Raw genomic sequence first — 21,571 nt, 5'->3', positions numbered from 1 at the left:
GGTCAGTATTTCTTGAAGCTACGAAGATGAGGTTGAGGCTGATTATTGCTTGCTGTATATGCTCCTTCTCTCTGTTCGCACAGCCTAACCTTGCGAAGTATCTTTCCCTGCAGGAAGGCTTGTCGAGCCAACAAGTAATTGACGTGGTGCACGACCACGATGGCTTCGTATGGATTGCTACTGAAATGGGCCTCAACCGTTTCGCTAGTAACTCATTTAAACATTTTTACAAATCAGAAAAGGCAGATGGCTCTTCTGTAAACAGCAATGAAATCAACACACTCTTTTACGATGAAAACCAGCTTTACATCGGTACCAGAGCAAATGGATTAAATGTTTACGATACAAAAACCAACAAGTTTTCTTATTACCTGCACAGTGATAAAGATCCACAGTCCCTCGCCACTAACGACATCACCGATATCATCAAATCGGCCAATGGAAACTTATGGCTCGCAACTTATCATCAGGGCGTACAACTATTCGACCCGTTAAAGAAAACCTTCACCCCTTTTAACCGGAAAAATGTTTACGGTTTACCCGAAAACAGCATCTGGTCTTTAGCAGAAGATAAAGCAGGCAGGCTGTTTATCGGCCATGTTAATAAAGGTATTTCTATTCTAGATCCCAAAACCCGTTCGGTTACAGTAATCAGCGGGGATATGCTTCCAGATAACGAAGTCAAATCCCTTTTCTGCGATAAATTCAACAACATCTGGATAGGCACTAGAAAAGGATTAGCAATTTACAACTCCACAAGCAAACAAATCCAAAAGATCAGCCTGGCCGGCAAAAGCAGAAATGGGCTGGAACCTTTTGTTTACACCATCAAAGAGATCAACGGAGCGATTTGGATAGGTGCAGAGTCATCTCAATTATTTATTATTAAAACAAACTATAGTTATGGTGCAGCGATGCCGCAAATCTCTGACATCACACGTTTCTATCTCAAAAGGGGAAATACTTCATCGATACAGAGCATCGATCGCGATCAGTTTGGCAATATTTGGATGGGGATATATAGCGGCGGCATCGCATTTATCGGTCACGTAAAACCGTTCTTCTCCATTTTATCTACAGAGAATTTAATGCTGGCAGAAGGAAAACCCGCAACGGTAACGAGTATACTGAATGATCGCAATAACAGCATGTGGTTAGGTACTGTTGGTGATGGCATCCTGCAAATCACTCCTGATGGGAAATTAGTCAGGAAAAATATGCACAATAGCGGAATTGCAGACGATTTTTTGCTTTCCGGACTTCAGGATAGCGATAACAATAAATGGTTTGGTTTACAAAATGATGGTGTATCGTTCTATAATACTAAAACCAAGGTATGGAAGAAAATCAGTCCTATGGAAAAGATGTCTTCCGTTAGGGCTATAGCAGAAGACAAAGAAGGAAATATATGTTTTGCAGCCGAAGAAGGGCTTTTCATTCACAACCCCCGCACCGGATCTTTCAAAAAAATCGTAACCAATGCGCCAATGCTTGGAGATTATGCGCCCCGTACACTTGTCGAAGATAACAAGGGAAACATGTGGATCGGCACCTACGGCCAGGGCATATATATATTTGACAACAGTGGGAAGCTGATTCAAAGAATATCAAAAGGTGGAGGAATCAATAGCAATACGATCAACCAGCTCTTTGCCGATCGGAATAACAATATATGGATTGCCACAAACGAAGGAATAGGTCTGCATCATGCAAACACCGCACTTAGTAAAATTGAAAACATAATACCCCCAGGAGGTGACGCCTGGCTAACTATCAATGCTATTGCAGAAGATAATGACGGAAACATCTGGTGCTCAACCCGATCAGGAATTCTCCGTTATTTACCTGAACAAAAACGGTTTTTATATTACGATCAGGCATTCGGTTTACCTCTCGGTGGTTTTACCATCAATAGTGTAGGTAAAGATCCTGCCGGGAAGATTTTCTTCGGAATGCCGGCTGGCGTCTGCTATTTTAACCCTAAGGATGTCCCCCTCACCCTTCCTAATTCTCCAATTAAGATCAGCCGATTCATGGTATTTAATACCGGCGAAACACATGCACAATCAGAAAAATATCCTGGCCTAGCCGAAGAAATCAATCTTAAACATGACGAAAACAGCTTTCGTGTAGAGCTGGCCGTAATGGATTACGCCCTCCATGATCTTGTAGAATTTAGCTATCAGCTTCACGGAAGGGATGAAAAATGGGTGTTTTTAGGTAATGAGAAAAATCTCGATTTCAGAAATATCCCCCATGGCAGTTATGAACTGCGCATTCGCACACGACAAAAAAATGAAGCCTGGTCGAAGGACTATACGAAACTCCTGATCAAAATCTCCCCCCCTTTCTACCTGAGCAGCCTTGCTATTGTGCTGTATGTGTTGGTAATTATATCAATCATCATCATGCTTGTTGTATTTCACATCAGAAAAGTTTATGCAGAGGCCGAGCTTCGGGTAAAAAAATTGCAGATAGAACATGATGGTAAATTACATATGGAGAGAATGAATTTTTATACCAACATCACCCACGAACTCCGCACGCCGCTAACCCTCATTCTTGGTCCACTTGAAGATCTCCTTCATGAAAACAAATTGGCAGCTAATCATAAGGAAGGGGTATTGATAGTACAAAAAAATGCCAATAGGCTTTTCTCACTGGTGAATCAACTGCTCGAATTCCGTAAGGTAGAGTCCCAATACAAACCCTTGGTTTTGGGTGAAGACTTTTTAGGCGATCTGGTACAGCATATTGTTCAAAAATATAGTGAAGCAAATACCAATAGCGACTTGCAAATTACCTGCAAAATTGATCAGGAAGATATTAAAACCATTTTCGACGCAGAAATTGTACAACTAATTCTGGATAACCTCTTGTCTAATGCATGCAAATATACCACGTCTGGCAAAATCGAAGTCTGCCTGCACTATGAACAGGACCCGCTGAGTACAAGTGCCCTGATTTGTGTAAAAGATACGGGTTGTGGAATTGCGCCAGAACACTTGGATAAAATATTTGACCGCTATTACCAGGTGCCAAGATCCGTTAGCCATGGTACCGGCGTAGGCCTCGCTCTGGTTAGAGAACTGGCTATTATACACCATGGCAAAATATCTGTAAAAAGTGAACCCGGAAAAGGAAGTGAGTTTTGCGTGCGCATACTCACCAATGCCGTTGTACCAGCCTCATCAGAAATTGGAACCGGATCAGACGCGTTAACCCCAAAAAGTAATGCTGATTCCCGCCCTGTACTACTCTTGGTTGAAGACGAGACAGACCTGCGAGAATATTTAACCAGCATCCTTGTTGTAAACTACGATGTAATTACTGCCGAAAATGGAAAGAAGGGGTTTGAAATGGCGAAAGACTACATTCCCGATATCATTTTAAGTGATGTGATGATGCCAGACATGGATGGTTTTACTATGCTTGAAAAAATTAACCAACAGCGGGAAACAAGTCATATTCCAACGATATTTTTAACAGCAAGAGACGCTGAATCCGATAAAGAACGTGGGTACAGCCTCGGCGTAGATTCCTACCTTACTAAACCAATAAGTCCGAAACTACTCAACAAACGTATTGAAAATCTGCTCCTTAAACGGAAATTGGTATATACTGAACTACTTGGTCGACTTGCCATTGAAGAAAAAGGTGTAACACCTAAAAGTACGGAATCAGATCAGAACCTTTGGCGTGAAAGTGCGTTTGTACAGGAGTTTGTAAACCTTGTAGAAGAATGCATCCAGGATGAGATTCTTGATGCCGCAAGCCTCGCTGAAAAAATGAACATGAGCCAGTCTACGCTCTACCGAAAACTGAAAGGGCTCACTGGCAAAAACATTAATCAGCTGGTGCGCAAAATCCGAATCCAAAAAGCCGCTCAGCTACTACGCTCAGGTCAATATAATGTAACCGAAGTAGCCTTAATGGTAGGTGTCAACAGCTCCATTTATTTCCGGCAATGCTTCAAGGAAGAATTTGGTCAGCTGCCCTCAGAATACCAAAAAAGAAAGTCTCAAACCTGAAATACACAATTTTTGACGAAATATTAATCGTTAATTGACGGATTTGTATATGTCTGCAGATCGGTCAATCAGCTATGTTTGATTCCAATAACCAATTATAAATCCTTCACCAATGAACCGTTCGCGTCTTCCTTTGGAAAGCGCATCTGTTGATCAAATTCCGCTTCGCACGGAATGCATCTAACATTAATTGGATTTATAATGCATACACAATACGCTTATAACCAAAACCAAATATAACATGAGAATCCTGAAAATTTTCTTTTTCTGCTTAATGGTATGGGGAATCCCTTCATACACCTACGCGCAACGCAAAATTTCCGGACAAGTATTGAGCGAACGCAATGAGCCCATAGGTGGCGCTACTATTGTTGTTCCTGGAGCAGTCCCGAAAGAAATTACAACAACCGATGGTCAAGGACGCTTTACCCTTACGGCAAGTAAGGGTACCTTCCTGATAACCTACATTGGCTACAAAAACCAAACCGTCACCATTGGTGACAAAACCCAATTTACCGTCAAAATGGAAAGCGATGACCAGGGGCTGGAAGAAGTAGTGGTTGTAGGTTATGGACAGCAATCAAAACGGAACATTACCGGAGCTGTTAGTAGCCTGAAATCAGAAGACGTGGTACGTACCTCATCTACTTCCACCGCAGGAGCCCTTGCTGGCAAGGTACAGGGTATTTCCGTACGTGCCAAAGATGCACGCCCGGGACGCGGAGCCAGTATTGAAGTCCGTAACATGGGTAATCCATTATTTGTAATCGATGGCGTAGCTTATGGAGGTCAGACCGGAACAGACTGGGTAGGTACTCAAAATGCTTCGGGTGCAGATATCTTCAACTCCTTAAACTTGGAAGATATTGAAAGCATATCTATCCTCAAAGATGCTGCTGCTGCCGTTTATGGTTTCAGGGCCTCTAAAGGGGTAGTGCTAATTACCACGAAAAAAGGTTCAAAAGATGAAACTGTAAAAATAAATGTCAATGGCTATCTGGGTTGGCAAAATCTTACCCGTTTGCCTAAAATGGCTACAGCAGCACAATATACGAGAGGTTTGGTAGAAGCCGCCCAAAATGAAGGCCGTGATCCGAGCGCAGTATATACACGTGCGGAACTCGCAAAATGGCAGGCTGGTACCGAAGCAGGATACCAGGGTTATGATTATCCTGACATGATCATCCGCAAAAATATTCCACAGCGATATTTCAATGCCAACATTACCGGTGGTGGCAAAAAATCAAATTATTTTCTATCTGTTGGTAATCTGAAACAGGATGCCATGATGAAAGATTTCAACTATAATCGTACTAATTTACAGGCAAACCTGGAAGCAACCGTCCTGGAGGGGCTTACCATAGGTACGCAAATCTCAGCCAGAAAAGAAAAGACACAGGATGTGGGCTTACCTGGCGGCGATGGTTATTTCTCTTCTATCCTGGCAATCTTCAAAAACAGACCAACAGTAGGCCCTTATGCCAATGATAATCCGCTATATCCTAATCAAACAAACGAATTTGCATATAATCCAGCCGTTTTTAGCCGCGATATTGCAGGTTATAAAGATAATAGCTTTATGAGTGGGAATGTGAATTTGACTGCAACCTACAAAACCAAATTCGGTTTATCAGCGAAAAGTATAGTGTCATACAATTACACCAACAACAAGTTTGATGGATTTCAGTACAGCTACGACGTTTTCAGATATGACAACGGCAACTATTTACGCAGCAATGGAACCAATTCGAGATGGCGCTATAAAACCGACCGTGTAGCAGTTGCAAGATCCGGACAGTTTCAATTGGATTATACCAAGCAAATCGGCGACCATAATTTCTCCGTAATGGCAGGTTACGAACGCTCTGACTGGGACAGGACACTTACTACCATCGGCTCTAACCCTACCAATAACTATATTCCTCTTGTAAACACCATTTCTGAACTTAGCGGTATTGGTGATGAATGGTTATATGAAGCAAGAGCCGGTTTTATTGGTCGTTTGAATTATAATTATAAAGGGAAATACCTTCTAGAAATCCTCGGCCGTTACGATGGATCCTACCTGTACTATTCAGGAAAAGAATGGGGACTATTCCCAGGAGGAAGCTTAGGATGGCGCATCTCTGATGAGCCTTTCTTTAAGTCATTTAAAAGCGTCGTAAATGACATGAAACTTCGCGTTTCAGTTGGCCAAACCGGACTTGAAGAAGGTGTAGGCATGCATGGCTACTTAGCAGGTTACAACTGGAATTCAGGGAATGCAGTATTAAACGGAACTTATTATCCTGGAATTCAGCCTAAAGGCCTTCCGGTACGTAATCTTTCCTGGGTGAAAAACACCAACTATAATGTAGGTATCGATGTAGGTATGTTTAGTAATAAGCTGACGTTTACTGCCGATGCATTTAAAATTATCCGTACAGGTTATCCAGGTACAAAATATGATGTCTTGTTACCATCTGAAATCGGATATACATTACCGAATGAGAACTTAAATAGTAATGGCTACTATGGCGCAGAAGGTATCATTACTTATGCCAGTAAAGTAGGCGAATTAAACTATACGGTGAGTGGAAACTTTACTTTTTCAAGGTATAAAGTGCTTGATTCTTACAAACCGCGTTTCAGCAATTCATACAATGAGTATACAAATTCAAGTGAAAACCGTTGGGGAGGAATCTGGTGGGGCTATGAGGTGGTAGGCCGCTTTCAGTCTGAACAGGAAATCCGGAGCTATGGGATAAACAACGATGGTCAGAACAACAGAACACAACTACCAGGTGATTTTATCTACAAAGATGTAAACGGTGATGGTGTGATCAATGATCTTGATCAGCGTCCGATTGGTTATCCTACAGGCTGGGCACCAATGATGTCGTTCGGTGGACGTATCGGTTTAAGTTATAAGGGTATCGACTTAAACATCGATTTAGCTGGTGGTGCCATGCAATCATGGAATCAAGATTATGAATTAAGAAACGCCTTCCACGGCGGAGGAAATTCACCTGCTTACCTGCTAGAAGACAGATGGCACCGTGCAGATCCTTATGATCCAACAAGTGAATGGATTCCAGGCTACTATCCTGCGATACGAAATGGCAACTCAGGTCCAAACGGCAGAAACAATAGTTTTTGGTTAAAAAACGTAAGGTACTTGCGGGTTAGGAATATGGAGCTGGCTTATAGCCTACCTAAAACCATTGCAGAAAAGATCAAAGCACAGAAAGTCCGCTTCTTTGTAAATGGTTCGAATTTAATTTCATTCGACAATGTAAAAAATTTCCAGATTGATCCGGAAATCGAAGCGGCAGCTGCTGTAGTATATCCGCAGCAAAGAGTATTTATGGCAGGATTTAACATCACATTTTAAACAAAGATTACGATGAAAAAATTTTATTTAGCATTTGCAATGCTTATTGGTTTAACCATGAACAGCTGCAAACACGATGACTGGTTTTACCGTGACTCAAAAACAACCATTACAGATGAACAATTGTGGAATGACCCAAATTTGATTGTTTCTCTTCTGGCCAATTACTATAATCGTTTACCGTCACTTCATGGTGTATTCAATACAGGTGGGATGACAGAAATTGACGATGCCATGTGGTCTGGTACGCGGGATCAGAATGGCAGAAACGATTTCCAATATGGAAACGACTATGGACGCTACTGGGATTATGGATTGATCCGCGACCTTAATCTTTCTCTTGAAAATATAAATGCATTAGGGGGCAAACTAACACCAGCCCAGAAAAGCCTTTTTGTAGCTGAAATGCGTTTTATCCGTGCATTCGTCTACTTCGAAATGGTAAAACGCATGGGTGGTGTACCTTTAGTAACCAAGCAGCTGATTTACGACTTCAGTGGCGACCCTACTCCATTACAGGTGCCACGTGCGAAAGAATCCGAAGTTTATGATTTCATTTATAAAGAACTGGAAGAAATTAAAGCCGACTTAGCGGCTAATAATGGCATCGCAACTCGTGCAAACCGATATACTGCATTGTCATTGGAAAGCAGGGCGATGTTGTATGCCGCTTCTATTGCCAAATACAACAGTTTAATGGCCGCTCCAATCAGCACCAGCGGTGGTGAAGTAGGTATTCCGGCATCAATGGCCACCGATTATTACAATAAATCGCTTACAGCTTCAAAAGAAGTAATAGCGGGTCCATATGCTTTATACAACACCAATCCCGATAAAGGGGCCAATTTCTACGATATGTTGAATAAAAAACCGGTCAGTGAAGTAATCTTTGCAAAAGATTTTGCACTGGGGACCAAAGTGCACCGGTTCACCTATGATAACATTATCAAAAGTATGACAGAAGATAATGAAGCCTCATCTGCAATTTCACCTTCACTGAGTCTGGTAGAAAGTTTCGACTATTTAGACGGAAGCAGAGGTACATTAAAAGATAAAGATGCAAATGGAAACTACATCACTTATACCAACCCTGCCGATATTTTTGCCAATAAAGATGGCCGCTTATTTGGCACAGTCATTTATCCGGGTACAACGTTTAAAAACAATCCTGTCAGGATGCAGGCAGGTGTAGCGGTATATACTAACGGCTCTTATCAGTTAACCACATCAACAGTACTGGGTGGCAACTACACTGATGGCCAGGTTTGGACAGGCTTTGATGGCCCTAAAGACGATGCTGTAGATGTGAGTAACACTGGTTTCTATCTCCGTAAAATGGTAAGCGATGCGCCGGCTGCAAGTACGCGTGGAACATCTGCTGTAAACTGGTGGCCATGGTTCCGCCTTGGAGAAATTTACTTAAATGCGGCAGAAGCCGCTTTTGAATTAGGTCGCCCAGAAGCATTAGGGTATGTTAACACCGTTCGTGCGCGCGCAGGATTTCCAGCCAACAGCTTAAGTGCATTAACTAACAACGTAATCCGCAATGAGCGCCGGGTAGAACTTGCCTTCGAAGATCACCGTTACTTTGATTTGAAAAGATGGCGGATAGCCCATCTGGTTTGGGATGGTACAGAAACCGATCCGAATGCCGTAGTAATGGGCTTGTATTCGTACCGTGTAGTAAGACCTGGCCACCCCGACAACGGAAAATACATTTACGCCCGGATACGTCCAACCCGTTTCCGTCGTGCCAGGATGTTCCGCATGGCAAACTATTATTCTTCCATTGCTCAAGATGTATTGGACAATAATCCAAAAATTGTTCGTAATCCATTCCATTAATCCCTTCAATGATGAAAACTAAATTTCTAACGATCATAGCAGCAGCCAGTTTATTTCTGGCCAGTTGCAGCAAATACGATAATTTTGACGCACCAGAACTAACCTTATCAGGTAAGGTTGTTTATCAGGGTAAAGCTTTAGGCGTACGTAATAACGGGCCACAGCTGGAACTATGGCAGGACGGGTATCCCCTCAAATCTCCTATTTATGTATATATGAATCAGGACGGCAGCTTCTCGTCAAAATTATTTGCAGGCCAATATAAACTTACACGACGCCCTGACGCACCATGGCTCCAGCAGTCCACTGATACCATCAGGGTAAATCTAACAGAAAATACAACTATTGATGTACCGGTAACACCGTACTTCACGATCACCAATGAAACCTTTACAAAATCTGGCAGTAACATTAATGCAAGTTTTGTAGTGAACAAAGTGGTGCAAACAGCAAATTTAGAATTAGTTCGCCTTTATCTGGGCAAATCTGTGTTAACCGACCAGGTACTGCGCGATGTGCGCGTAGATGGAAATGTATCTTCACTGGTATTCGGCGCGCAAACGAGCCTGTCGGCCGACATCCCCGATAACCTTAAAAACCTTGATTTTATTTATGCAAGAATTGGGGTGAAAGCCACTGTTGCCAGCGAGTATGTATATTCACCAGTACAAAAAATCGCATTGAAATAGTTAACTCAAATACGGGTCATGCAGATACGTACCCAATTTTATAAGAAGATCACCGCTTTTAACGACCCAGACAAATGATTAAAAACTATCGAAACCTATGCTTTATTATCCTGGCTTCTTTACAGTTAGTTTTAGTTAAAAAAACATCGGGCCAGACTTACAAGTCTGGCCCTGCTGATAAAGATTTTGCAGGCTACCTGTTTACCTATTTCAAAGGGAATGCCATCGAAGATGAAGCCATTTGCTTCGCCATTAGTACTGATGGTTATAATTACCGCGCCCTGAATAATAATCAGCCTGTAATTGACTCAAAAAAAATCAGTTCTACAGGCGGCGTTCGAGATCCCCATATCTTACGTTCACAAGATGGCCGCTCATTTTATATGGTGGCTACTGATATGACCTCCTCCAAAGGATGGAATTCCAACCGGGCAATGGTGTTGATGAAATCGGATGACCTCCTTAACTGGAAACATACCGTAATCAATATTCAGAAAAACTATAAAGGGAATGACGACCTTAAACGGGTGTGGGCTCCGCAAACAATATACGATCCGGCAAAGGGCAAGTACATGGTTTACTTTTCCATGCAACGTGGCAGTGGTCCGGATATTATTTACTATGCCTATGCCAACAGTGATTTTACCGACTTTGAAGCTGCCCCTCAAGTGCTATTCAACCCGAAGAATGGAAAATCCTGCATCGACGGCGACATTATTAACAAAAACGGCTTATTTTACCTCTTCTACAAAACTGAAGGCAATGGAAATGGAATTAAACTGGCCATTACCGATTCTCTTACTTCTGGAAAGTGGGTGGAACAACCCGGATACAAACAGCAAACCAGAGATGCCGTTGAAGGGTCGGGTGTATTCAAACTAAATAACACTGACAAGTATATCCTGATGTACGATGTGTACGGTAAAGGTAAATATCAATTTTGCGAAAGTTATGACCTCGATAAGTTTAAGATCATTGATAACGAGGTAAAAATGGACTTTCATCCCCGCCACGGGACCATAATTCCCATTTCCCGCAATGAACTGAAAAATTTAACGGCCAAATGGGGCCTCCCGCAGGGCATGGAATTGAAGCTGGCTAAAAATCCTGTACTCGATGGTTTTTATGCCGATCCCGATGTCCTCTACTCTAATAAGACCAAAAAATACTACATCTATCCTACCAGCGATGGTTTTGATGGTTGGGGAGGTTATTACTTTAAAACCTTTTCTTCCACCGACCTCACCAACTGGAAAGATGAAGGTGTAATTCTCGACTTAAAAAAAGACGTTCCCTGGGGAACCCGCAATGCATGGGCGCCAACTATTGCCGAAAAGAGAATTGGAAAAGCGTATAAATATTTCTACTACTTTACTGCTGCGCAGAAAATCGGCGTTGCTTCAGCTGATCTGCCAACCGGACCTTTTAAAGATTCTGGAAAGCCCCTGGTTAACTTTAAACCTGACGGCGTAAAAGGCGGACAAGAAATAGATCCCGCAGTATTTATCGATCCAGCCACTGGAAAGAATTACCTCTATTGGGGCAACGGATACCTTGCAGTAGCAGAACTTAATGAGGATATGATTTCCATCAAACCCAACACGACAAAAGTGATCAATACCGATCAAACTTTCAGAGAAGGATGTTATGTGTTCTATAGAAAAGGAATTTACTATTTCATGTGGTCGGAAGATGATACGCGTAGTGAAAACTACCGCGTACGTTACGGAACGTCAAAATCACCGCTAGGGCCCATCACCACGGCTGAAAATAATCTGGTGATCCAAAAAGACCCGAAATCCGGAATCTTCGGAACAGGACACAATTCAGTATTGCAAATTCCTGGAAAAGACGAATGGTACATCGTTTACCATAGATTTAACTACCCTAACGGGATCCACATGGGTGATGCAGCCGGATTTAATCGTGAAGTTTGTATAGATCCCATGTTTTTTGATGAAGCCGGTAATATTATTCCTGTAAAGCCAACACACTAACAATGATAAAATCTTTTAAATCCCCTATGCTGGCGATTGCAATAAGTTTAATTGCAGCAATCAGCGTTTCGGCCCAACCTGGATTTGGTACAGCCGAAAAAATCAATGCCGACTGGCGTTTTCACCTCGGAGATATTGACCCTAAAAAAGAACCAGATCAACGCGACAGATCCTGGCAAACAGTACAACTCCCCCACGATTGGACAATTAAACAGACTTATAGTCCAACTTACGCCAGTGCCACAGGATACCTTCCTGCTGGTATCGGATGGTATCAAAAAAAAATAAACATTACAAAAAAAGACCAGGGCAAGAAACTATACCTTTATTTTGAAGGGGTTTATAACCGCAGTGAGGTTTTTCTTAACGGAAAATTGCTTGGCAAACGTCCTAACGGCTATATAGCTTTCAGCTACGACATTACCCCTTTTGTAAAATTCGACGAAGAAAACCAACTTACCGTTCGCATAGATCATAGCCAGGATGCTGATTCACGCTGGTATACCGGTTCTGGAATTTATAGGGACGTTTATATTGTCAGGTCAAATCCGGTCCATCTCCAGCAATGGGGACTATATGCATACCCAACCCTTACTGGTAATAAAGGGATACTGAATATACAGGCAGCCTTAACAAACGAATCCGCAGCAATCACATCCTTAACTGTAATGAATGAGCTATTGGATAAAGGTGGCAACGTATTGGTAAAAAAATCCGACAAACTAACACTGTTGCCTAATAGCAGTCAGCAGATCAACAATAGCTTAACGCTTAACAGTCCGGAACTTTGGAGCATCGATGTACCTAATCGATACCGGCTACGTACCACAGTGTTGCAGAACAACAAAATAATCGATAGCACAAGCATCATCACAGGTTTCCGTAAATTCACTTTCGATCCCGACAAAGGCTTTGCGCTAAATGATAAACAAATGAAAGTAAAAGGTGTATGCCTACACCACGATGCAGGAGTACTGGGCGCTGAAGTATATCCAGAAGTATGGCGCCGCCGTTTATTGACGTTGAAGTCGCTAGGCGTAAATGCCATCAGAACCAGCCACAATCCACAAGCATCATCGCTATACGATCTTTGCGACGAACTGGGTATTCTAGTAATGGATGAAGCTTTCGATGAATGGGAATTTCCAAAACGCAAATGGCTTCAGGGATGGAATGTAGGCACACCAGGTTTTCAGGGTTCTTCTGATTTCTTTAAAGAATGGGGAGAAAGAGATCTGGCCGACATGATAAAACGGGACCGTAACCATCTTTCCATTTTTGCCTGGAGCATTGGAAATGAAGTAGACTATCCAAACGATCCATACTCCCACCCTGTATTGGCAGGCAATGGAGAGGGCGGTTTTACGCAACCCATTTTTGGAGGTTATAAAAAGGATGCTCCAGATGCTATTCAGTTGGGCGTTATTGCAAAAAAACTTGCTACTGTAGTTAGAAGGTATGATACTAGTCGGCCGGTTACCGCTGGTTTGGCTGGCGTTGCTATGTCAAATGAAACAGCCTATCCTGGAACCCTTGACATTGCTGGATACAATTATACGGAAAGCCGATACCTTCAGGACCATAAACGCTACCCAAAACGCGTTATTTTTGGTAGCGAAAACCGTCATGATTTCAGTGCCTGGAAAGCGGTACTGGATAATGAACATATTTTTGGCCAGTTTCTGTGGACCGGCATTGATTATCTGGGTGAATCCGGACGCTGGCCTTCACGCGGATTTTACTCCGGATTACTTGATTTCGGCGGTTTCATTAAACCCCGTGGTTATTTCCGCCAGTCGCTCTGGTCTGAGCAGCCCATGGCTTACCTGGGCACCTATCCCCTTAAAGGCGGTAGTGTTGCTACCGATGTATGGTCGGCACTCGAATCTGAACAAGGACAGTCTAAAAACGAAGCACCATCGATGGATGCATGGCCTTCATGGAACTATCAAACCGGACAAATTATACGCGTGGTTTGCTACACCAATGCCGCTAAAGCGCGGTTAGAATTAAATGGATCCGTTGTAGGAATAACCAAAGATTACGACAACAAGACTGGTATCATGTATTGGGATATCCCTTATGCCGATGGTAAACTTGAAGTAGTTGGCCTGGATGGAAAAGGCAAGGAAACTGTTCGCCATCAAATTCAATCGAGCAAACGGCCTCAGGCCATCAAAGTTTTACAGGGAGCACAAATCCAGCTTAACGCAAAAGACGGCGTTGCACAACTCGAGCTGCAAATTGTAGATGAGCATGGAATTGCAGTAGCAGATGCTGATGAAGAGGTTACCTGTGAAATTGCTGGAAACGCGCGTTTGCTAGGTATGGAAGCTGGTAACAATGCCGACATGGGCAATTATACCGACAATAAACAACGGGTTTTCCGCGGTAAAATGATTGTGTATATCCAAACAAAAGGACAAGCAGCCGAAGTAACGGTACGTTTCACTTCGCCATGGCTAAAATCTGCTATTGTGAAAATAAAATTTTAAAATAGAAAGTAAAAAGCTGTAAGTCAAATGTTGATTTACAGCTTTTACGTGAAATTAGAAAACTTTGGCAACGATCAGGTTCACAGAATCATCAGTATGCGCTGAACTGACGTGCTTTGGCTGCAATTGCCGCTTTAAACTTTGCAGCTTGCGCCTTGCTAACAACAGCTTCTACAAGTTCAAATGGGTAACTCTTTTTGTAGTCGTCAGAAAACCAATTTCCAACAATTTTATTATCCTGAAACGCACCTAAAAACACCCCTGTGAAATTTGCTGATCCCTGTTCCACCAAAACAACATTACCCTTATTGTTGATGTAACCGTTAACCAACAGATAGGAAGATTGCGTATCATATTTATAACTGCCCACAATGGGATCTGCGTTGGTGCCGTTGTCTAACCCTTCCAGATAAAGTGTAATTTGAATAGACTTGTTAATTGTACCGCGATACAGTTTGCCAGTTTGTGCCGAAACCTGTATTGTCAATCCAATAAATAATAGCGTTAACATCGTGCGCATCATAAGTATCCATTAAAACATATTAAACCAAAATTTTATCAGGTGTGATCGGCAGATTTCTAATCCTTTTCCCAGTAGCGTTAAACACGGCATTTGCGATAGCTGCTGCCACTCCAACGATGCCTACCTCGCCAATGCCTTTAACACCCATTTTATTGGGAACAAGATCTATTTCATTGATAAACATGGCATCCAGCTTTCCTACGTCAAGGTTCGAAGGCACGTGGTAATCTGCAAAAGATCTTGTTGCAAAATTGCCATATCGCGGATCGATGATAGATTCTTCACTAAGCGCCATACCGATGCCCCAAACATTGCCTCCGATAATCTGCGACCGCGCTGTTTTAGGGTTTAGGATTTTACCTGCACCGGTAACAGCAAGAAAACGTGTTACTTTGATCATCCCAGTAACGCTGTTAATCCTTACCTCTGCAAAATTAGCGTTAAAGCTGTGGCAAGAATATTGATCTGCATCAACCGGCGCTTTAGAATCCGAACGGATCTGGAAAGCGGCAATGTTTTCCGAAATCATCAATTCACGAGCCGTAGGCCGAACAAAAAATTGTTTACCAGATTTAGCCAGCAACTCATCCGTAATTTTTGTGCAGGCATCGTTAACCGCATTCGCAAAACTCGATGCACCAACAGAGCCAACAGAGCCCGCAGCAGGCGGTAAAGAAGAATCGCCGATGTTCATTGTAATCTGTGAAACCGGAATACCCAATCCGTCTGCTGCTGTTTGAGCCAGGATAGTATTTGTTCCCGTACCCAAATCCGATGCTGCTATCTCAACCGTTGCAAAAACCTGCCCATTTTTTAGGCTCAGCTTGACTGCAGCTGAGCTGTCGCGTTGACGAGCCGGATACGTTCCGCAGGCTACGCCATACCCCACCAAATCATCGCCGATTTTATTGACTCCGGGTTCCATTTTCCGTTTTTCCCAACCAAAAGCCTTTGCGCCTTCCTTTAAACATTGCACTGTTGTTCTCGAACTCCATGGCTTTCCGTTAGATGGATCCTCCTTAGGTTCATTTTTGATCCGTAAATCAATCGGATCCATACGCAGTTTATGCGCAAGCTCATCCATCGCAGATTCCAAGGCAAAACTCCCGGTCGACTTACCCGGGCCTCTGGTATAGGTTGGCAGGATCACATGCATCGGCACCGAGCGGTAAGAAATCAATGCATTTGGTGCATCATACATAATTTTTGAACAATCCCCGCAAGGTTCGATATATTCATCATTAATAGCCGTATGTGAGATTGTCTCATGCGCAAGCGTATTCAATTTGCCATCTTTAGTGGCACCTAAGGTTATCTTTTGAATGTTCCGCTGGCGCAAACCTACCGAATTGAACATCTGCTGCCTGCTCAGCGCAAGCTTAACCGGTCGTTTTACAACTTTTGCCGCAACAGCACATAGTACAAGATTTGCCCATTGCCCGCCTTTAGAACCAAAGCCGCCACCAATATAGGGCGATACAATTCTAACCTGCTCAGGCTTTAAGTTAAGTGTGGCAGCAGCAGCCGTTTGTGCACCGTTAATAATTTGCGAACCATTGTAAAGCGTTACATGATCACCCTCCCATATCGCGACAGTTGAATGCGGTTCCATGGGGTGATGGTGTTCTATAGGCGTTTCATACTGGGCTTCTAGAGTTACCTCCGCGGTTTTTACTGCAGCCTTACCCCCGCCTTTAACAAAATCCTGAAGTTCCTTTCCCTTTGGCATCACAGGCGTTTTGGCCTCATGTTCAAAATCAGTTTTTTGATGCGCTTCCTGCTGATAAGTTACTTTGATCAGATGCGAAGCCGCAGTGGCCTGCTCAAACGTTTCGGCCACAACCAGCCCGATGTGCTGTCCATAGAACAAAATTTCCGGGCCTTGCAGTAGTGCACCACCTCTAAGGCCACCCTTAACATTCAACTTCGGCGCATTTTCGTGCGTGATTACAGTGAGGACCCCAGGCGATTTTTTTGCCGCCTCAGCATCTATGCTGGTAATTCTTCCAGCGGCAATTGTGCTCTTAAAAAGAACCGCAAAGGCCATATTTTTTGCAGGATAGTCGGTAGCATAGGTAGCCTTACCCGTTATTTTAAGAATGCCATCAATACGGTCAATGCCTTTGCCAATCGATTTGTTTTTTTCTTCCTTTTCCATAACCTGATTACCCCTTTAGCGCCATTTCAAGCGCATTTGTGATGCTGTTAATCCCCATTTCCACTTTAAACTTGTTATGCGAAAGCGGTTTTGCTGCAGCCATTTCAGCTTTAGCCGCCGCTCTGAAATTGGCCGTGCTTGCTGTCTTCCCTTTTAAAAACGCTTCGGCTTTCAACGCCCGCCATGGCTTATGCGCAACCCCACCCATAGAAATATGCGCATCACCGATGCGCGCTCCTTCCAATGCTAAACCCGCAGCAACCGAAACCAATGCAAATGCATAAGAATTCCGGTCTCTCACTTTCACATAGGCAGAATGGGCGGCAAGCTTATTTTCCGGGATTTCGATTGACGTGATCAGTTCACCATGTTTTAAACTATTATCTTTTTCCGGATGCTGCCCCGGTAAAATATGAAAATCATCAAAAGCAATGTTGCGCGAACTACCATCCTGTTGCAGCACACGCACCGATGCGCGTAAAGCAGAAAGCGCTACTGCCATATCCGATGGGTAAACAGCCACGCATTGATCAGACCAACCGAAAATTGCATGCATCCTGTTAAAACCCTCCATGGCGGCACAGCCGCTACCGGGCTCGCGTTTATTGCAAGGCATGGCGATATCATAAAAATAACTGCAGCGAGTTCTTTGCAACAGGTTTCCACCGTTGGTTGCCATATTGCGGATCTGCGCTGATGCACCGGCAAGGATGGCTTTGCTCAGCAGCGGGTAATCACTTCGTATGATGGGATGATTTGCCGTGTCGGTATTTTTTGCCAGCGCGCCAAGACTGATGCCTAAAGCATTTTTCTCAATCGTCTTCAGCTCTAGCCGGGTTATATCTATCAGTTCAGTAGGCGCAGCCACATGCTCTTTCATTAAGTCGAGCAGATTGGTACCGCCACCAAGGAGCGCAGCACTGTTATTGCTGACCAGCATATTTACGGCCTGCGATTGATTTTGCGCCATGGAAAATTTGAAAGGGTTCATATCAACAGGTTTAATTTAGCCGACAAATAGCCAGTTTTGTTCTACACTTTTTCCAGTTTGCGCTTCTTTAATGGCTGCTACAATATTTGGGTAGGCACCACAGCGACAAATATTCCCAGACATCCTTTCAGAAATCTCCTCATCAGTCAACAAGATTCCTTGCTGCTGTGCGCGAATGTCTTTCGTTACAAAACTTGCCTGCCCTTCCTTGGCTTCTTTCATCAATGCCACTGCAGAACAGATTTGTCCGGGGGTGCAGTACCCGCACTGGAAACCATCGTGCTTCAAGAATGCTGCCTGCATGGGGTTAAGTTCATTCCCTTTAGCCAGCCCTTCAATAGTAATAACCGATTTGCCCTCACAAGTTGCAGCAAGCGTTAAGCAGGAAAGCACCCTATTGCCGTCAACAATTACTGTACAAGCACCACATTGTCCATGATCACAGCCCTTTTTAGAACCAGTAAGGCCGATGCGTTCCCGCAGTGTATCCAGCAAAGTCATTCTAGAATCAACCAGCACTTTGGTAGCTTTTGAGTTCACGTTAAAGCTCAGGTTAACCCCGTTTTCTATGGCTCCGGGAATTAGATCCTGGATATCATCGATATCCGCCGCACGGGCAAAGAGCTGTTCTGCACCAATGAGGTGACTGGCCAGCAGTCCGGCGGTAGCCAGACTCATCAATTTTAGGAAGTGGCGTCTGTGGAGTCCTGAATCCAGTACTTCTTCCAGTTCTTCAGGCATTAAATCACCAAAAAGCTTTTGTTCTTCCGGGCTGAGTGCTGTTCTCTTTTGTTTCATGTTAATGAGTTGAAATGAGAAAAAGGCGATTGTGGGTTGCCTTTCAATAATCACTAACAATGTGAAAAACACTTAGTTTGAGTAAATCAAAAATGATACTAAAATAGTTTTCAGTGGGATAACGCTGCAATCTATGCAAATAAGCGAGCGGGTTAATCAACAATATGTATTTATGGAGCTAACTGGTATTATAACATCATTGCCAGCACGCCAATATTTAGCAAGGCCGCAATAAACAGGGAGGTAAACCATAAAATTCTATTCTTCTGTTGCTGGTCTAGTGCGTACATTTTGTAGCAGTAGAGCGCACAAGAAAAGAAAAATATTTCCATGATGAGTTCAGTAATCCATACAAAGTAAAACCAAGTTTTATCAGTTATATAGATTAACAGATCATAGTAATAATCAAACTTGACATGCGGCGTTACTGCTGATTTCATGTATAGGAAATCAATTTTTCCATCCCGATTATTTAACCTGTTTTGATCTGTATTAACGATATAGAATGTCACTTTCTGGCCGGTAAGGTTTTCATCAAATGTTCCGTCGGCGGCATTAAATAAGGCATCGATATTTTGCCTGGCGGTGCTAAATACTGGCGTGTGGTATGATCTGTTAAAGAAGGTCTGATAGGGCGAGATTTTAAACGTATAGTTATGTGTTCCTTTGGTGCCACTTTCATTAAAGTAGCTAACGGTACCCTCTGTTTTAGAGAGCGAGTGGTTGAAGTGGGAAACATAAAAAAAAAGAAATCCTGCAAAAATAATCGGGCAGATTAATAGCGCCATGAGGGCCAAGCTAAACTTAGAAATATAACCTCCCGGCTGATACATAGTGCCACTTACTACAACTTCGGCAGCTTGTGCGGCAGTGCTAATAAATTCTAGTTTCAGGATGGTACCACTTACAGATCTCATTTTGCCAAAAGCACCTGGGAATTGCAATGTTACAGGTTGATGCGCATAGCTTTCTGGATCACCCGTGCCCAAAGAAAATGGATCGCCGATCAGCGGTCGCCTGAATTTCAATTCAAAAAAACGCTGGTCATGAAGTTGTTGACCATATCGAAAATTGGAAATATCGGAAATGGCGAAACCTTTTATACTGACGTTAATTGGATTCTCTTTCATACTCTTGAATGGAAATAAGAAAACACAGCCTTGGGTTTACCTTTCAAGGATTACTAACAATGTCAGAAATACTTAGTTTGTATAAATCAAAAATGATACGGAGGGTTATATGTTTTAAAATGACTTACAAAAGGAATTTTTAAATATTGGTCAGGGTGGTGTGAAATATTATGAAGATGTCCCTATTGTGTGTTACTACGCAAAGAGCTGATAAAACCTAAAAATGACTGGTTTTCAAAAATATTTTCATTGAAGGTTGGTTCGGAATCACCATGGCTATAAATATCCTCAACTTTTAATGCGAATCTGCTTTGATCGTGCTGCTCAATCAATCCCAAAAGTTGAAGGACACTCAACTTGTCTTTGTAAATAATCCGCATATAATTCATCCGCAGTTCGTAATTTTCTACAGTAAGCAGTTCCTTGATATGAGCCCAGGTAATGGCTCTGGTAAATTCTGCTAAATCATCGTCGAATGTGAATGCCCGACCAAATTTAGCAAAGACCGTAAGATGTTCCTGACTGAAAAAATGGCCATATTTTCTAACCAGTACAACACTCAAATCTTGAATAATTTGACTTTCGCTTTTTTCTAAAAAAATGCTCAGTTTTTTAATTCCGTCCCCAATATGCCAAACCGCAAAATTAAACCTCACGTTGAATATATCATTTGTGTCGTTTTGAAACCTCTGGATTGCCTTATAAATAGCAGAAATCAATAAATTGATTGAGGAATCTGATTCGAACTGGCTATCAGGTTGGTTTTCTTTAAAATAAAAGAGTGCTTTTAAAGCGATTTCGTTAGCCCCATCAAAGTAATCCTTAGCGTTATAAACATCACTATTTTTTAAGTTATAGACCATTTTTTCTGCATAGCTATTTCTGGGGTGTAAATAATCGCCGTCAGACCTCTCAAACTGTGTATTTTTTATTTCAGTTTGCAGTTCTTCCGGATTCAGGCTTTTCTCATGTATTCTCAAAACGTAATATCGCCAGGCATCATCACTATCAGTTTGGAGAAGAATAGGAACGTACTTCCAACTAAAATATAGCCATGTATCGCGAACAAGGTCATAATTCCTTAACGAAAAAAGCTGCATTAACCTTAGATTCTCTTCAGAGAAGTACTTCCCGCATTGATTAACTAATTTTTTCGATAAATAGTCAATGCTATTTTGATTCCCTGGACTCGAATCTTCGTCAAGCTTATTTGCGCTAATTAGCGTACCGACATTCCAAAATAATTCATTCAACGCGTAAGTCAGATGTCTTACGACATCCATTTGTCTATCGTAGATTGACCGCTCAACCTGAGTTGTTACTAGATCATGTGACCGTAAAATATTCTGAGTGGATCTTTTCATGAGCTTTAGAGTTAACAGATTTTTTTAGTTTAAAGGATTGCACATTTGCTATGGCACCATTATAGTATGGCTGTGACTGCCATTGTAAATTGCAGTTCGTGATGTCCTCCCTCGACTGATATAAGTCCATCTGAAATAAACATCGCCATACCGATGTACCATGACTGAGTGTGACAA

12 protein-coding genes are annotated in these 21,571 nt (G+C 42.6%); 6 read left to right on the top strand and 6 right to left on the bottom strand.

Translation table 11 applies throughout. The annotated features are described in order from the left end of the window. Window positions 1-26 precede the first annotated feature (26 nt). The 6 genes from CLV32_RS20130 (at window position 27) to CLV32_RS20105 (ending at window position 14,430) form a co-directional block, all read left to right on the top strand. Window positions 27-4,031 (top strand): hybrid sensor histidine kinase/response regulator transcription factor, encoded by a 4,005-nt coding sequence (locus tag CLV32_RS20130; RefSeq protein ID WP_133558763.1) that lies wholly within the window; start codon window positions 27-29, stop codon window positions 4,029-4,031. 241 nt (window positions 4,032-4,272) lie between these two features. Continuing rightward, window positions 4,273-7,404 (top strand): SusC/RagA family TonB-linked outer membrane protein, encoded by a 3,132-nt coding sequence (locus tag CLV32_RS20125; RefSeq protein WP_133558762.1) that lies wholly within the window; start codon window positions 4,273-4,275, stop codon window positions 7,402-7,404. Between the two features lie 12 nt (window positions 7,405-7,416). After that, the gene (locus CLV32_RS20120; RefSeq protein WP_133558761.1) at window positions 7,417-9,249 is read left to right on the top strand and encodes a RagB/SusD family nutrient uptake outer membrane protein; all 1,833 of its coding nucleotides are present in this window, start codon (window positions 7,417-7,419) and stop codon (window positions 9,247-9,249) included. Window positions 9,250-9,257: 8 nt separating this feature from the next. Beyond that, the gene (locus CLV32_RS20115) at window positions 9,258-9,938 is read left to right on the top strand and encodes a DUF3823 domain-containing protein (RefSeq protein WP_133558760.1); all 681 of its coding nucleotides are present in this window, start codon (window positions 9,258-9,260) and stop codon (window positions 9,936-9,938) included. A gap of 74 nt (window positions 9,939-10,012) precedes the next feature. Continuing rightward, window positions 10,013-11,935, top strand: a complete 1,923-nt coding sequence (locus CLV32_RS20110; protein WP_133558759.1) for a family 43 glycosylhydrolase — start codon at window positions 10,013-10,015, stop codon at window positions 11,933-11,935. A 2-nt stretch (window positions 11,936-11,937) separates the two neighbouring features. Next, window positions 11,938-14,430: a sugar-binding domain-containing protein gene (locus CLV32_RS20105; protein WP_133558758.1), complete on the top strand. Its 2,493-nt coding sequence runs from the start codon at window positions 11,938-11,940 to the stop codon at window positions 14,428-14,430. Between the two features lie 91 nt (window positions 14,431-14,521). Here the strand turns inward: CLV32_RS20105 and CLV32_RS20100 are convergent, their stop codons facing one another. From CLV32_RS20100 to CLV32_RS20075, 6 genes are all read right to left on the bottom strand, one after another. After that, window positions 14,522-14,953, bottom strand: a complete 432-nt coding sequence (locus CLV32_RS20100) for a hypothetical protein (protein ID WP_133558757.1) — start codon at window positions 14,951-14,953, stop codon at window positions 14,522-14,524. A 19-nt stretch (window positions 14,954-14,972) separates the two neighbouring features. Further along, window positions 14,973-17,111 (bottom strand): xanthine dehydrogenase family protein molybdopterin-binding subunit, encoded by a 2,139-nt coding sequence (locus CLV32_RS20095; RefSeq protein ID WP_133558756.1) that lies wholly within the window; start codon window positions 17,109-17,111, stop codon window positions 14,973-14,975. Between the two features lie 7 nt (window positions 17,112-17,118). Next, window positions 17,119-18,102 carry an FAD binding domain-containing protein gene (locus CLV32_RS20090; protein ID WP_133558755.1) on the bottom strand — a complete coding sequence of 328 codons (984 nt, stop codon included), beginning with the start codon at window positions 18,100-18,102 and terminating at the stop codon, window positions 17,119-17,121. 15 nt (window positions 18,103-18,117) lie between these two features. Beyond that, window positions 18,118-18,900 carry a 2Fe-2S iron-sulfur cluster-binding protein gene (locus tag CLV32_RS20085; protein WP_133558754.1) on the bottom strand — a complete coding sequence of 261 codons (783 nt, stop codon included), beginning with the start codon at window positions 18,898-18,900 and terminating at the stop codon, window positions 18,118-18,120. Window positions 18,901-19,088: 188 nt separating this feature from the next. Beyond that, complete coding sequence (locus CLV32_RS20080; RefSeq protein WP_133558753.1) at window positions 19,089-20,030, bottom strand: hypothetical protein; 942 nt, start codon at window positions 20,028-20,030, stop codon at window positions 19,089-19,091. Between the two features lie 182 nt (window positions 20,031-20,212). Next, on the bottom strand, window positions 20,213-21,394 hold the full coding sequence (locus CLV32_RS20075; RefSeq protein ID WP_133558752.1) for a DUF1016 N-terminal domain-containing protein: 1,182 nt from the start codon (window positions 21,392-21,394) through the stop codon (window positions 20,213-20,215). Window positions 21,395-21,571 lie beyond the last annotated feature (177 nt).

Source organism: Pedobacter duraquae, from assembly GCF_004362245.1.
GTDB classification, from domain to species: domain Bacteria; phylum Bacteroidota; class Bacteroidia; order Sphingobacteriales; family Sphingobacteriaceae; genus Pedobacter; species Pedobacter duraquae.
Note: the sequence above shows the minus strand (reverse complement) of the source record. Positions and strands in the feature narration are given on the sequence as shown.